The sequence below is a fragment of the Pseudomonas sp. PDM02 genome, assembly GCF_014852285.1.
Classification (GTDB): domain Bacteria; phylum Pseudomonadota; class Gammaproteobacteria; order Pseudomonadales; family Pseudomonadaceae; genus Aquipseudomonas; species Aquipseudomonas migulae.
Map to the genome: position 1 here is coordinate 296,220 of NZ_JACVBL010000007.1, position 14,572 is coordinate 310,791.

Here is a 14,572-nt window from a genome sequence, read left to right on the forward strand (position 1 = left end):
TAGAGAATGTGGAGACAACCCCCCATGCAAACCGACACAACTCGCGAGAACCCGCAGGGCACTTTGCCGCAGGCCGCTGATTCGACTTCGGATCTGTCCGCCACCGCGCCTGGCCAACTGCGCGTGATCAAGCGTAACGGCACTGTCGTTCCTTACACCGATGACAAGATCACCGTCGCGATCACCAAAGCGTTTCTCGCAGTTGAAGGCGGCACCGCTGCCGCTTCGTCGCGAATCCATGACACCGTGGCCCGCCTGACCGAACAAGTCACCGCGACCTTCAAGCGTCGCATGCCGTCGGGCGGCACCATCCACATCGAAGAAATCCAGGACCAGGTCGAACTGGCCCTGATGCGTGCCGGTGAGCAGAAAGTGGCTCGCGACTACGTGATCTACCGCGACGGTCGTTCGAAACAACGCGCTGCCCACGCTCCGGCAGAAGAAGCGGTCAACGCTCACCCGTCGATCCGCATCACCCGCGCCGACGGCACTTTTGCACCGCTGGACATGGGTCGCCTGAACACCATCGTCACCGAAGCGTGCGAAGGCCTGGAAGAAGTCGACGGCGACCTGATCCAGCGCGAAACCCTGAAAAACCTGTACGACGGCGTGGCCCTGACCGACGTCAACACCGCTCTGGTGATGACCGCTCGTACCCTGGTCGAGCGTGAGCCGAACTACTCGTTCGTGACCGCCCGCCTGCTGATGGACACCCTGCGTGCCGAAGGCCTGAGCTTCCTGAACGTTGCCGAAAGCGCGACCCACCACGAAATGGTCGACCTGTACGCCAAGGCATTGCCTGCGTACATCGCCAAGGGTATCGAATTCGAATTGCTGAACCCGGTCCTGGCCACCTTCGACCTGGAAAAACTCGGCAAGGCGATCAACCACGAGCGCGATCAGCAGTTCACCTACCTGGGCCTGCAAACCCTGTACGACCGTTACTTCATCCACAAGGACGGTATCCGCTTCGAACTGCCGCAAATCTTCTTCATGCGCGTGGCCATGGGCCTGGCGATCGAAGAGAAGCAGAAAGAAGATCGTGCGATCGAGTTCTACAACCTGTTGTCGTCCTTCGACTACATGTCGTCGACTCCGACCCTGTTCAACGCCGGTACCCTGCGTCCACAGCTGTCCAGCTGCTACCTGACCACCGTGCCGGATGACCTGTCGGGCATCTACCACGCGATCCACGACAACGCCATGTTGTCGAAATTCGCCGGTGGCCTGGGCAACGACTGGACCCCGGTTCGTGCACTCGGTTCGTACATCAAGGGCACCAACGGCAAATCCCAGGGCGTGGTTCCGTTCCTGAAAGTCGTCAACGACACCGCCGTTGCCGTTAACCAGGGTGGCAAGCGCAAAGGCGCTGTCTGTGCCTACCTGGAAACCTGGCACATGGACATCGAGGAGTTCATCGAACTCCGCAAGAACACCGGTGATGATCGTCGTCGTACCCACGACATGAACACCGCCAACTGGATCCCTGACCTGTTCATGAAGCGCGTCTTCGATGACGGCAAGTGGACCCTGTTCTCGCCATCCGAAGTACCGGACCTGCACGACCTGACCGGCAAGGCTTTCGAAGAGCGTTACGAGTACTACGAAGCCCTGACCGAGTACCCGGGCAAGGTCAAGCTGTTCAAGACCATCCAGGCCAAAGACCTGTGGCGCAAAATGCTGTCCATGCTGTTTGAAACCGGCCACCCATGGCTGACCTTCAAAGACCCGTGCAACCTGCGCAGCCCGCAGCAGCACGTTGGCGTGGTCCACAGCTCGAACCTGTGCACCGAGATCACCTTGAACACCAACAAGGACGAGATCGCCGTTTGCAACCTGGGCTCGATCAACCTGCCGAACCACATCGTCAACGGCAAGCTGGACACCGCCAAGCTGGAACGCACCGTGAACACCGCTGTTCGCATGCTCGATAACGTTATCGACATCAACTACTACTCGGTGCCACAAGCGAAGAACTCCAACTTCAAGCACCGTCCGGTCGGTCTGGGCATCATGGGCTTCCAGGACGCTTTGTACCTGCAGCACATTCCTTACGGTTCCGACGCTGCCGTCGAGTTCGCCGACAAGTCGATGGAAGCGGTCAGCTACTACGCGATCCAGGCGTCCTGCGACCTGGCCGACGAGCGCGGCGCGTACGAGACGTTCCAGGGTTCGCTGTGGTCCAAAGGCATCCTGCCGCTGGATTCGCAACAGATCCTGATCGAGCAGCGCGGCCAGAAGTACATCGACGTTGACCTGAACGAATCCCTGGACTGGGCACCGGTTCGCGCCCGTGTACAGAAAGGCATTCGTAACTCCAACATCATGGCCATCGCACCGACCGCGACCATCGCCAACATCACTGGCGTCTCGCAGTCGATCGAACCGACCTACCAGAACCTCTACGTGAAATCGAACCTGTCGGGCGAATTCACCGTGATCAACCCGTACCTGGTTCGCGACCTGAAGGCTCGCGGTCTGTGGGACTCGGTCATGATCAACGACCTGAAGTACTACGACGGTTCGGTGCAGCAGATCGAGCGCATCCCGCAAGAACTCAAAGAGCTCTACGCGACTGCCTTCGAAGTGGACACCAAGTGGATCGTCGACGCGGCAAGCCGTCGTCAGAAGTGGATCGACCAGGCTCAGTCGCTGAACCTGTACATCGCTGGCGCCTCGGGCAAGAAGCTGGACGTGACCTACCGCATGGCCTGGTACCGTGGTCTGAAAACTACTTACTACCTCCGTGCCCTGGCCGCGACCAGCACCGAGAAGTCGACCATCAACACCGGCAAGCTGAACGCTGTTTCCAGCGGCGGCAACCATGGTGAAGATTCGGTCCTGGCAGCTCCTGCCGGTCCTGCTCCAGTGCCGAAGGCTTGCGCCATCGACGAGCCGGATTGCGAAGCTTGCCAATAAGCTGAGCCGGTAGGCGCCGCGAGGCGCTTACTCGACAACCCCCGATCGGTCCTCTGGATTGGTCGGGGGTTTTCTTTTGCCCATGGAAATGTGGTGACTGGTGTGACGCCTTCGCGGGCAAGCCTCGCTCCTACAAGGTTTTGTGAACGACAAAGAGCTTTGTAGGAGCGAGGCTTGCCCGCGAAGAGGCCCTCCCTGACAACACAAAATCCCGGCCATAAAAAAGCCCCTCTTGCGAGGGGCTTTTTATGCAGCGCTATCCAGCATCAGGTCATCTGAATGATGGTCTGCATGATGGTGCTTTGAGTCGAGATGGTCTTGGCGTTCGCCTGGTAGTTGCTCTGCGCCTTGATCAGGTCGACCAGTTCGCTGGTCAGGTTGACGTTGGACTCTTCCAGGGAGTTGGAGTGGATCTCGCCCAAGGTGCCGGTGTTCGGCGCATCGTAGCCCGGGATACCCGACGCGTAGGTTTCTTTCCAGCTGGTGCCGCCTACTGGCTGCAGACCTTGCTCGTTGGTGAAGCTGGCGAGCGAGATCTGGCCGATGGCCTTGGTCTGGCTGTTGCTGAAGTTGGCCAGCATGATACCGCTACCATCGATGGTCAGGTTGGTGATCTGGCCGGTGGCGTAGCCGTTCTGCGTAGGAATCGAACGTGCGGTGTCAGCATTGTATTGCGAGGTTTTGGCCATGGAGACCGTAACGACGCCGGAAGTAGCGCCGTTCGCTGTCCACACGCCATTTTTCACGTCACCGGGAATCCAGCCGGTGACCCTCAGGTCAGGGCTCACGATCGGCGCCGGAACGGCCGGAGTGGTAACCGAAACCAGATTGCCCGAGGTATCGAACACCATGGTCGAAGCGACCGGCAGGTTCAACGGAACCGCGGTAGGACTAGGGTCGGTGCCATTCGGGTTGCGACCATCAATCAGGGTGTAGGTTTTCCAGGTGTTCGCCCCAGTCTTGACCATGTATTGGTCCATGACGTGCTTGTTACCCTGAGTGTCATAAATCGGGGTACTGAACTGTTTGGTGAAGGTGGCTTCTTTGGTCGAATCAAACGGGGTGGCAACCTGATCGATAACCGGTGCGGTGGAGTTCAGGTTGATCGTCGACGACACCGTGGAGGTGTTTTTTGGCGCCAGGTTCGAAGTATCGATACGCAGGTCGGTCAACACGCCGTTGATGATCTTGCCGTTGGCGTCCACGCCGTAACCTTGCAGACGCGAAGTGCCGTCGGTGTTGGTGACGTAACCGTCCTTGTCGACCTTGAACGTACCGGCACGGGTGTAGGACAGCGAGCCGTTGTCGTTCAGCACGAAGAAGCCGGAACCGTTGATGCCCATGTCCAGCACGTTGCCGGTGTTGTTGACGTCGCCCTGGGTGAACTGCTGGGAAACGTTGGCCAGGCGCACGCCGTTACCAATGGTTTTGCTACCGGAACCCAGCTTGGTGGCCGAGTAAACGTCCGAGAATTCCGCACGGGACGATTTGAAACCGGTGGTCGCGACGTTGGCGATGTTGTTGCCGGTCACGTCCAGTTGTTTGTTGGCTGCATAGAGACCGCTAAGGCCGATATTGAAAGACATATTCCACTCCTTTGTGCCGTGTTAGTCGGCTCTACATACCAATTGTTTGTACTTTGGACAGGGCGATGCTGCCCCCACCGGCGAGATTGAGCATCAACTCACCACCGGTCTGGCTGATGGTCACGCTGCTGACAGTCGCCGGCAGGTACGTCACCAGCGAAGTCGCCTTGCCGTCGTAAGTTGCGGTGGCGCCGAAGGTGTACGTACCCGCCTTGGCCACTTCGCCTGCATCGTTCTTGCCGTCCCAGATGAAACTGGCGCTGCCGGCTTTTTGGCTGCCCAGGTCGATGGTGCGGATGACCTTGCCATCGGCGTCGGTAATCTTCACTTTCACCGGGTCCACTGAGGCCGGAACCGCGACGGTCCCGTTGAAGCTCTTGGAGGTATCGACCACGGCCTTCTCGCTCGGCGCGATGACCGAACGCCCGACCAGCGACGAAGCCTGCAGGGCCTGGGACGAGTTGTAATTGCTGGCCAGGCCACTCACGGTGGTGTTGAGCGTGGTGATGCCTTCCAGGCTGCTGAACTGCGCCAGCTGGGCAACGAACTCGCCGTTGTCCTGCGGCTCCAGCGGGTTCTGGTTCTTCAGCTGTGTCACCAGCAACTGCAGGAACGCGTCCTTGCCCAGGGCCTTTTTGCCGGTGGCGCTGTTCGTGGCGGACGCCAGGCCGTCGGCACTGGTGTTGGTCTTGATCGAAGAGTTGGCCAGGATGTCTTTGAGGCTAATGCCGCTAGTGGTATCGGTAACACTCATCTGAGTCGCCCCTTATCACTGACCGAGGGTCAGGACCTTCTGCATCATGGTTTTGGCGGTGTTCATCATTTCGGCGTTGGTCTGGAACGAACGGCTCGCGGAAATCATGTCGGCCATTTCTTCAACCACGTTGACGTTCGGGTAGTAGACGTAGCCCTTGGCGTCGGCCGCCGGGTGGTTCGGCTCATAGCGCGCTTCAAGATTGCTCTGGTCTTCGACCACGCCCAGCACTTGCACGCCCTGACCGGCCGCGTCCTGGTTCTGGAACAACGAATCGCTGCCGCCGCTCTGCCCGCCCTGGAACATGGTGGCGAACACTGGATGACGTGCGCGATAGGTCTGGTCGATGCTCGACGAGACGGTCTCGGCGTTGGCGATGTTCGAGGCCACGGTGTTCAAGCGCGTGGTTTGCGCACTCATGCCGCTACCGGCAATGTTGAAAACACTGGATAGAGACATGACTTACTCTCCGCGAATGGCTGACATCAGCCCTTTGAATTTGCTGTTGAGCAAGGTGAAGCTGGCCTGGAAGTTGATCGCGTTTTCCGCGTAGTTCGACTGTTCCAGCTGGGCGTCCACGGTGTTCTGGTCAATCGACGGTTGCATCGGCGTGCGATACAGCAGCGACTCGTCGCCATTGCCCATGCCTTCGGCTTCGATATGACGGTTGTTGGTCATGTTCAAGGCGAATGTGCCGCTCTTGGTTTTCTCGTTCTGCTCGGCGAGCACTTTCGAGAAGTCCAGATCCCGAGCCTTGTAGTTCGGGGTGTCGGCGTTGGCGATGTTGTTGGCCAGGACTTCGGCACGCTGGGCGCGGAAGCCCAGGGCTTGTTCGTGGATACCGAGCGCTTTATCGAAGCTGATGCTCATGTCGGGAAACCTTCGGGTGACCTGATTTTTCGTACGATGGATATAGCAAGCGGCGTGCCAATTCAAAAAAGCCCGTAAACCGGGGCTTTGCGGGCAGGGGCAAGGCGGCAATGCCAGAAAAGCGGCAACGGGTTTCCGCCGTCTGCCGCTTTTCTGCCGCTTTCGGTTTTGGCCCGGGTTGTGTGTATCCGTTTTTGCGGTAACGGCCACTTATGGTTTCGCCCTTACGGCGAGTCACTTTGGAAAAGCCCCAAAGTAACCAAAGGGCTTTTGCCCCTTTCGTTCGGTGCCTCGCCTAGGCTCGGCATACCCTCGCTCCGGTCCTGCTCCGTGGGCCCGCCGCCATCGGCCATCCCTGGCCGGGGGCGGCTAACCCGGCATCCATGCCGGGTTGCCCACTACGCAGAACCTCCACTCGGCCTCTCGAGGGGGCGACTACCGCCACAGCCGCCGAGGCGGCCTGAAAGCCGACCTGGCTCTGCAGTTGTCCGCGTTGTTCTTCTCTACTGCATTCACTCATTCCGAACATGTACACCAATCCCCTGTAGGAGCCGGCTTGCTGGCGATGGGCGCCAACGATAACGCGGGCTGTCTGAATGAACGCGTTGTCCAGACGCTTTTCGCCAGCAAGCCGGCTCCTACAAGGGATTGGGTTCACACGATTCAAAATTGTAGGAGCTGGCTTGCCAGCGATGGACGTCAACGATAACGCGGGCTGTCTGAATGAACGCGTTGTCCAGACGTTTTTCGCCGGCAAGCCGGCTCCTACAGGGAATCGCGTTTGCTTTTGCTTCTCACCACTCATCAGGCCGAGCGTTAGCTCGCCTTCCGCTTTTGATCTGAGCGCCCCCTCGAGAGGCCGAGTGGAGGTTCTGCGCAGTGGGCAACCCGGCATGGATGCCGGGTTAGCCGCCCCCGGCCATGGATGGCCGATGGCGGCGGGCCCACGGAGCAGGACCGGAGCGAGGGCATGCCGAGCCACAGCGAGGCACCGAACGAAAGGGGCAAGAGCCCTTGGTTACTTGGGGCTTTTCCAAGTGACTCGCCGTAAGGGCGAAACCAATAGCCGCCATAACCCCAGAAACGGATATACACACCAACACAGCAGACAAAAAAAAACGGGAGCCCAAAGGACTCCCGTTTTTCAAACCACCACCAACCCATCACTTAGCCTGGTAAATGATCCCCGGGCTGCACTGGACCATCTGGTAATGATCCGGCAACCCGTTCAGCGCTTCGGACGCGCCAAGGAACAGATAACCGCCAGGCTTCAACGTGCTGTGGATGCGCAACAGGATGTCTTTCTTCACCTCGGCGGAGAAATAGATCAGCACGTTGCGGCAGAACACGATGTCGAACTTGCCGAGGCTCGCGTAGCTGTCCAGCAGGTTGAACGAGCGAAACTCCACCCGACTCTTGATCGGCGCCTTGATGGCCCAGCGCCCCGGCCCTTTCGGGTCGAAATAGCGTTGAAGACGCTCGGGCGACAACCCGCGGCCGATGGCCAGGCTGTCGTACTCGCCAGTCTTGCAGTTGGTCAGCATGGTGCCGGACAGGTCAGTGGCAACGATCTGCACACCCATCTTCAACTGGCCCATATTGACCCGTTCGAACTCGTCGATCGACATCGACAGCGAATACGGTTCCTGACCCGACGAGCAGGCCGCCGACCAGATTCGCAAGCGTTGCCCCGGAGCTGCCTTGATCGCTTCAGGCAGTACCTTGTTCTTCAAGACTTCAAACGGATAGGTGTCACGAAACCACAGGGTTTCGTTGGTCGTCATGGCATCGACCACCAACTCGCGCAAACCGCTGCGCGGCTGGGTCTGGATGCGCTGAACCAGCTCACCCAGGGACTTGATGCCTTGCTGTTCCATCAGTTTGTTGAGACGGCTCGAGACCAGGTACTGCTTGTTTTCACCGAGCAAAATGCCACAGGCTTTTTCCAGGAAGACCCGGAACTGTTCGAAATCCAAATTACCCGTAGACAAAGATGCCGCCTCTTAAATCGTGTTAATCACCAGGGGCAAAAGGCCCCTAGCTGATGTCTGCTGCTTTGATCCGGTCAACTACCCGGGATGCCAGGTCATCAGGACGGAATTTGGCCAGGAAGTCATCGGCACCGACTTTCTTGACCATCGCCTGATTGAACACACCCGACAACGAAGTATGCAGGATGATATGAAGCTTTTGCATGCGAGGGTCGTTGCGGATCTCGGCCGTCAGGGTGTACCCGTCCATCTCCGGCATCTCGATGTCGGAGATCATCATCAGGAACTCTTCTTCCGGCTTCTTACCCTCGTCGGCCAGTTTGCGCAGGTATTCCAGCGCTTGCCGTCCGTCGTTCAACGCCACCACTTCGACACCGACCGTTTGCAGGCAACGCGTGACCTGCTTGCGCGCCACCGACGAGTCATCGACCGTCAGCACCCGCAGCGACAGCGCCTTGTGCTGTGTTTCGACATCGACCACGCCGACCGAAATCGCTTCCGGTGTCGGCGCCACTTCCGCCAGGATCTTCTCGACGTCGATGATTTCGACTAACTGATTGTCGACCCGAGTCACAGCCGTCAGGTAATGATCGCGTCCGGTGCCCTTGGGAGGCGGATGAATCTCCTCCCAGTTCATGTTGACGATGCGTTCCACCGAGCGCACCAGGAAACCCTGGGTCTTGGTGTTGTACTCCGTGATGATCACGAAAGGATTGCTTTGATCTTTTAGCGCCCCGGAACCGGTCGCCATTGCCAGATCAAGGATCGGAATGGTCGCCCCCCGGATATTTGCCACACCGCACACGACAGGACTGGATTTGGGCATCAGGGTCAGCTTGGGGCATTGCAGCACCTCGCGAACCTTGAACACGTTGATCCCGTACAGCTGCTGGCCGTCGAGACGGAACAACAACAGCTCCAGGCGATTCTGCCCTACCAGTTGCGTGCGCTGGTTTACCGAATCCATTACACCAGCCATGCCCAGACTCCTACACCAACGCTAAGTGTGTTGCGACGCACATTCATCACTAAACGGCACGGCGCTTGCTTTTTAACTTTTATGAACACAGAACCGACATTTTTCCGACGCCTGACATCACCTATCCGCAGATTGCTCTGTGCAGTGTCGGCCGTTTGCCTGTTCAACGCTGGCAGCCCTGCCTTTGCTGACGCAGTTACCTTGCCTGACATGCTTATCGGCGTCACCCAGGGCTTTCTTGAATTCACCGTAGAAGACTATCTGGCTACCAGTCAAACGGAAGGTCGCTACGAAATCCAGGTCAACCAGCTCGACCAGCGACTGCGCATGCCCATGTGCGACAAGGAATTGACAGCCAGCCTCGAGAGTCCGGCCAAGCCGCTGGGCCGGGTCACGGTCAAGGTTCGCTGCGAGGGGGCATCACCCTGGACAGTCTTCGTACCCGCTCAAGTCCGCCTGTTTCGCGACGTTGTGACCGTCACCCGCCCCCTGCGTCGCGCAGGGATTGTCGAGCCCGATGACGTGACGCTGCGCGAGCGTGACATCAGCCTGATCGGCCAGGGCTACTTCACATCCGTAGACCAGGCGATCGGCCAGCGACTTACCCGACCAATGGTCACCGACCAGGTGATTACCCTGGTTCATCTCGAACAGGCGGAAGTCATTACCAAAGGCGATCAGGTGGTGATTACCGCCCGCAGTGGTACGCTCAGCGTGCGAATGCCCGGCGAGGCCCTGTCCAACGGCGGCATGGCCGAGCAGATACGGGTGAAAAACCTCAATTCCAAACGGGTCATCAAGGCGCAGGTTACCGCGCCAGGTCAGGTGGAAGTGTCCATGTAGGATTCTCTGTTCGTGAAGATGTGGCGTTGCCCGAGGCTGTTCCCTAAACTGTGCCGCATGCAGGAGAAGTGCTGGCGCATGCGGGCCCATTTGATAAATGGGTCTAAAGTTTTCACAGGGAGAGCCGAAAACATGGCAAGCGTCCAAATACTCAGAGGTTTTTTACCATGGTCATCGATTTCAGCCGTTTGAACAGCTCCTCGCCACTTACGGGCAGTACACGTACCAGCGTTGCCAAGGAAACTGCCGATGCCGGCAAATCCGCGCCGCTGAATACCCCGGCCGAACAGGCCACTGCCATCAAAAGCGGGGAATCGGTACACCTCAGCAATGAGGCTCAACAGTTGCAACAGGTCACTGACAAGCTGCGCGATCAGCCTGCCGTCGACAACGCCCGTGTGGCCGAGTTGAAAGCAGCGATTGCCGATGGCAGCTATAAAGTCGACAGCAGCCGTGTAGCCAGCAAACTGCTCAACTTCGAAGCCCAGCGCTAGGCTACGGCCCGCGCCAGGCTTTTGGACGCTTAAAACCCAAGGCCAGCCATGCAAGACACTAATTTACTGCAACTGATCACCGACGACTTTGCTCCAGCGCAACACTTGCTTGAGTTACTGCAAACCGAGTCCCTCGCCTTGCACGGTCGGGACATGCCACTGCTCGAAGAGATTCTGGCGCAGAAACAGGCATTGATCATTCTGCTTGAACAGCATGGCCGCAAGCGCAGCGAAATCCTCGCCAGCCTCAACCTGCCGACCAATCGCAACGGCCTGGAGCAACTCGCCAGCCATTCGAGCATTGGCGAGCAGTTGCTGGCCCAGAGCGATGTGCTGACCGATCTACTGGCTCAATGCCAGGCGGCGAACGCCAATAATGGCCAGTCCATCCTGGTCCAGCAGGCCGCCACGGCCAATCAGCTGAAAATCCTGACCGGCGGTGAACCGCCAGCGCTTTATGACGCCCGCGGATCAACCGCCAAGCTTGCGAAGCCGCGCCCGCTCAGTCAGGCTTGAGCCCGCAAATGACCGCGCCCTATCAAGACTCGCAACATGCTGGCAATATACTGGCCAGCCGTAGTCATATTTTGTCTGGAGATTGATGAACCGTGTCCAATGCCTTAACCGCGGAAGATGCCCCGCAGCCACCCAAGGTGCTTACCACACCGTTGGAAATCTCCGGCAACCTGCGCCAACTGCAAGAAAGCCATGACCCGCTGATCATCACGTTCCATGAGCGCACCCAGCGCTTCCAGAGCTATCTGGTGGACGTGGACCGCGAGCGCGGCACCATCGCGCTCGACGAAATGATCCCGCGTGACGGTGAGCGCTTCATGCTGGCCGGCGAACCGTTCAAGGTCGAAGGCTTTCACGAAGGCGTGCGCATTGCCTGGGAAAGCAACGGTCAACTGACCATCGACGAGTCCGGTGACAGCCGCTGCTATCGTGGACCGCTGCCGGATGAAGTGGTTTATCACCAGCGCCGCAATGCCTTCCGCGCGGCCTTGAAACTGGCCCAACTGGTCAACGTCGATCTGGACGGTGAAAAGCTCAAGGCGCCAATCAGCGGCAAGCTGTTGGACATCTCCGCCACCGGCTGCAAGTTGCGCTTTGAAGGCGACATCACCGGCAGCCTGCAATTGGGTCAGGTCTACGACCGCTTCGCCGCCGCCCTGCCCTTTGGCAAAATGACGGCACCGGTCGAACTGCGTTACCTGCATTTCGAAGAAAGAATCTCCACCACCTTCGCCGGCATCCGCTTTCACAACATGAGCGGCCTGGTGCAGCGTCAGGTCGAGCGTTTCGTCTATCAGCTTCAGCGCGAAGCACGACGTTTCGACAAAGACGACCTGTAATTCAAACGCCAATAAAAAACGGGCAGTCCCTTGCGGTGACTGCCCGTTTTTTTATGCACGGGTTTAAGGCCTGGCTTCGGTGAAGCTTTGCTCGCGGCCCGTATCAGGGTCCTCCGGAGGTGGAGTGGTGGGTGTCTCGACCTCCGACTCAGGAGCTGGATCAGGATTGGCCGGGGTCTGCATCTGGTCCTGCACCACTTGCTCATCGACACGCGGATCAAGGCAAGCCACCAGCGGCGAACTCGACATGCTGTCCGGCATGGCGACGTGATGCAGCGGCGCATCGTCCACCTGATGCAGGTTGGTCACCGCTTTCGGGCGGATCCGCCACACCAGCACCAACGCAAAGAAACTGAAGAAGGCGTAGAGCATCTGGCTGCCGAACATCTTCATCAGTACCCCGGCGACCAACGGCCCGATACTCGCGCCGACACCGTAGGTCACCAGCAACATCGCCGTCAGTGACACCCGCCGATCAGCCTCGACGTGGTCATTGGAAAACGCGACCGCCAGCGGGTACAGGCAAAATTTCACCAGCGAGCAGATAAAACCGGTGATGAACAACACCTCCAGCGGCACCTGTTTCATGATCGCCAGCGGCAACGCGGCGAGGGCCAGTACCAGCGCAAAACAGCGGATCAACAGCGCCCGGTCATAACGGTCGGACAACCAGCCCAACGGCCACTGCACCAACAGGCCGGCAAAAATGCAGCTACCCATGAACAGACCGACCTGCTCCGTGGACAACCCTTGCTGCGAGGCATACAGCGGCGCCAGACCGTAGAACGAGCCGATGATCAGCCCCGCCCCCAGCACCGTACTCAACGACTGCGGCACGCGCTTGATAAAGAAGCGCGGCTCCATCGGCGCCGGATGCAGCGGCGCCGGGTGAATCCGCCGCGTCAGGGCCACCGGCACCAGGCACAGGGCAAAGCACAGGGCGACCAGCATCAGAAGCTCCAGACCGAGGCCCGGGTGCATGACCAGAATCAGCTGCCCCAGCACCAGGCCAAGATAAGAAGCGATCATGTAACCGCTGAACACCGTGCCGCGCTGCGAGGCTTCGGCCTGCTCATTGAGCCAGCTTTCGATGACCATGTACTGGCACATCATGCCGAGACCGACGATGACCCGCAGGAATATCCATGCCGGCAGCCAGTCCACCAGACCATGGCCCAGCACCGCCGCGCCGACAATCCCGGCGCAGGCCGAATAAGCCCGGATATGCCCGACCCGGGCAATCAACCGGTGACCGATCTTGCCCCCCAGCACGAGGCCGAAATAGTTGGCCGCCATCAACGCACCGACCCACAGGCTGTCGACATGGTCGGCCGCCAGGCGCAAGCCCAGGTAAGTACTCAGCAAGCCGGAGCCGATCAACATCATCAGCGAGGCGAAATACAGCGCTCGAAAGGGTTTCCAGATTTGGCGCATCGGCGTTCCGAGCGGCTCCTTGCGGTAAGAAACGGGCTATCCGAAAGATAGCCCGAAGACGAAGGTTCGTCAGGCCTGGGCGGCTAAAACACGGCGCTCCCAGGGCGTAATTTCATCAAAGAAGCTGGTCAACTCCATGGTCTTCGAAGCGACGTAGCCTTCGATGAACTCCTTGCCGAACAGTTCCTTCGCCAATTGGCTACGTTTCAGACGCTCGAGCGCGGCATGCAAGGTACACGGCAACGAAAGATTATCCGGCACCTCGAATTCGCCCTGGATCGCTTCACTCGGCTCCAACCTGTTTTCAATGCCATACAACCCTGCCGCCAGGCTCGCTGCAATCGCCAGATACGGGTTGGCATCAGCACCCGGCAGGCGATTTTCCACCCGACGCGCCACCGGCGAGCTGGCCGGGATGCGCAAACCGGCTGCCCGATTGTCGTGGGACCAGCAGGCATTATTCGGTGATGCGAACGGATGGCACAAGCGCTGATAGGAGTTAACGTTCGGTGCAAATAATGCCGTGAAATCCGCCATGCCGGCCTGCTGGCCACCGATGAAGTGACGGAAGGTCGCCGTCGGCTCACCGGCCTCGTCGCTGAAGACGTTACGCCCGGTGGCGATCTCGACGATGCTCTGGTGAATATGCATCGAGCTGCCCGGCGTATGCGCCAGTGGCTTGGCCATGCAGACCACCGTCAGCCCATGCTTGAGCGCGACTTCTTTAAGCAGATGCTTGAACAGCAATGTCTGGTCGGCCAGCAACAAGGGATCACCGTGCAGCAGGTTGATCTCGAACTGACTGACGCCCATCTCGTGCATGAACGTATCGCGCGGCAAACCGAGGGCCGCCATGCACTCATAGACTTCACTGAAAAACGGCCGCAAGCCGTTATTGGAACTGACACTGAACGCCGAATGACCGTCCTCGCGCCGCCCGTCCAGGCCCACCGGCGGCTGGAACGGTTGCGTCGGGTCGGTGTTGGGCGCAAAGACGAAAAACTCAAGCTCGGTGGCCACCACCGGCGCCAGCCCAAGGGCCGCGTAACGGGCGATAACTGCTTTGAGCTGACCACGAGTCGACAGAGGGGAGCTTTCGCCGGTCAGTTCGTCCGCATCGCAAATGGCCAAGGCACGCGGCTGTTTGCTCCAGGGCAAGCGATGGATCTGCGCAGGGTCGGGCACCAGCGCCAGGTCGCCGTCATCGCTGCCGTAAAAACGCGCTGGCGGATATCCGCCCATGATGCATTGCAGCAGCACACCCCGCGCCATCTGCAAACGCCGCCCCTCGTGAAAGCCTTCGGCCGTCATGACCTTGCCACGGGGCACGCCGTTCAAATCCGGCGT

General features: G+C 59.1%; 13 protein-coding genes. 5 read left to right on the top strand and 8 right to left on the bottom strand.

Annotated elements, in window-relative coordinates; translation table 11 throughout:
- Positions 1-24: 24 nt before the first annotated feature.
- A complete protein-coding gene (locus IB245_RS14830) occupies positions 25-2,919 on the top strand; it encodes a ribonucleoside-diphosphate reductase subunit alpha (RefSeq protein ID WP_008029373.1) in 2,895 nt (964 codons plus the stop codon).
- Positions 2,920-3,185: 266 nt separating this feature from the next.
- Here the strand turns inward: IB245_RS14830 and flgE are convergent, their stop codons facing one another.
- From flgE to IB245_RS14860, 6 genes are all read right to left on the bottom strand, one after another.
- Positions 3,186-4,505, bottom strand: coding sequence for a flagellar hook protein FlgE (gene flgE, locus IB245_RS14835; protein WP_192227949.1), 1,320 nt, complete (start codon positions 4,503-4,505; stop codon positions 3,186-3,188).
- Positions 4,506-4,536: 31 nt separating this feature from the next.
- Entirely contained in the window at positions 4,537-5,259 is a 723-nt protein-coding gene (gene flgD / locus IB245_RS14840; RefSeq protein WP_008041766.1) for a flagellar hook assembly protein FlgD, read from the bottom strand.
- Between the two features lie 15 nt (positions 5,260-5,274).
- Positions 5,275-5,718 (bottom strand): flagellar basal body rod protein FlgC, encoded by a 444-nt coding sequence (flgC, locus tag IB245_RS14845; protein ID WP_007937507.1) that lies wholly within the window; start codon positions 5,716-5,718, stop codon positions 5,275-5,277.
- A gap of 3 nt (positions 5,719-5,721) precedes the next feature.
- Positions 5,722-6,129 (bottom strand): flagellar basal body rod protein FlgB, encoded by a 408-nt coding sequence (gene flgB / locus IB245_RS14850; RefSeq protein ID WP_008041767.1) that lies wholly within the window; start codon positions 6,127-6,129, stop codon positions 5,722-5,724.
- 1,163 nt (positions 6,130-7,292) lie between these two features.
- Complete coding sequence (gene cheR, locus IB245_RS14855; protein WP_192227950.1) at positions 7,293-8,120, bottom strand: protein-glutamate O-methyltransferase CheR; 828 nt, start codon at positions 8,118-8,120, stop codon at positions 7,293-7,295.
- A 46-nt stretch (positions 8,121-8,166) separates the two neighbouring features.
- A complete protein-coding gene (locus IB245_RS14860; RefSeq protein WP_192227951.1) occupies positions 8,167-9,099 on the bottom strand; it encodes a chemotaxis protein CheV in 933 nt (310 codons plus the stop codon).
- Between the two features lie 81 nt (positions 9,100-9,180).
- Between IB245_RS14860 and flgA the strand changes: the two genes are divergently transcribed.
- From flgA to IB245_RS14880, 4 genes are all read left to right on the top strand, one after another.
- Positions 9,181-9,942 carry a flagellar basal body P-ring formation chaperone FlgA gene (gene flgA / locus IB245_RS14865; RefSeq protein WP_192227952.1) on the top strand — a complete coding sequence of 254 codons (762 nt, stop codon included), beginning with the start codon at positions 9,181-9,183 and terminating at the stop codon, positions 9,940-9,942.
- A gap of 167 nt (positions 9,943-10,109) precedes the next feature.
- The gene (flgM, locus tag IB245_RS14870) at positions 10,110-10,436 is read left to right on the top strand and encodes a flagellar biosynthesis anti-sigma factor FlgM (protein WP_008033053.1); all 327 of its coding nucleotides are present in this window, start codon (positions 10,110-10,112) and stop codon (positions 10,434-10,436) included.
- Between the two features lie 48 nt (positions 10,437-10,484).
- Positions 10,485-10,952 carry a flagella synthesis protein FlgN gene (locus tag IB245_RS14875; protein WP_008038443.1) on the top strand — a complete coding sequence of 156 codons (468 nt, stop codon included), beginning with the start codon at positions 10,485-10,487 and terminating at the stop codon, positions 10,950-10,952.
- A 92-nt stretch (positions 10,953-11,044) separates the two neighbouring features.
- Positions 11,045-11,791, top strand: coding sequence for a flagellar brake protein (locus IB245_RS14880; protein WP_008038444.1), 747 nt, complete (start codon positions 11,045-11,047; stop codon positions 11,789-11,791).
- A 63-nt stretch (positions 11,792-11,854) separates the two neighbouring features.
- Here the strand turns inward: IB245_RS14880 and IB245_RS14885 are convergent, their stop codons facing one another.
- Positions 11,855-13,225, bottom strand: a complete 1,371-nt coding sequence (locus tag IB245_RS14885) for an MFS transporter (protein ID WP_192227953.1) — start codon at positions 13,223-13,225, stop codon at positions 11,855-11,857.
- 69 nt (positions 13,226-13,294) lie between these two features.
- Positions 13,295-14,536: a glutamine synthetase family protein gene (locus IB245_RS14890; protein WP_192227968.1), complete on the bottom strand. Its 1,242-nt coding sequence runs from the start codon at positions 14,534-14,536 to the stop codon at positions 13,295-13,297.
- Positions 14,537-14,572: the final 36 nt, after the last annotated feature.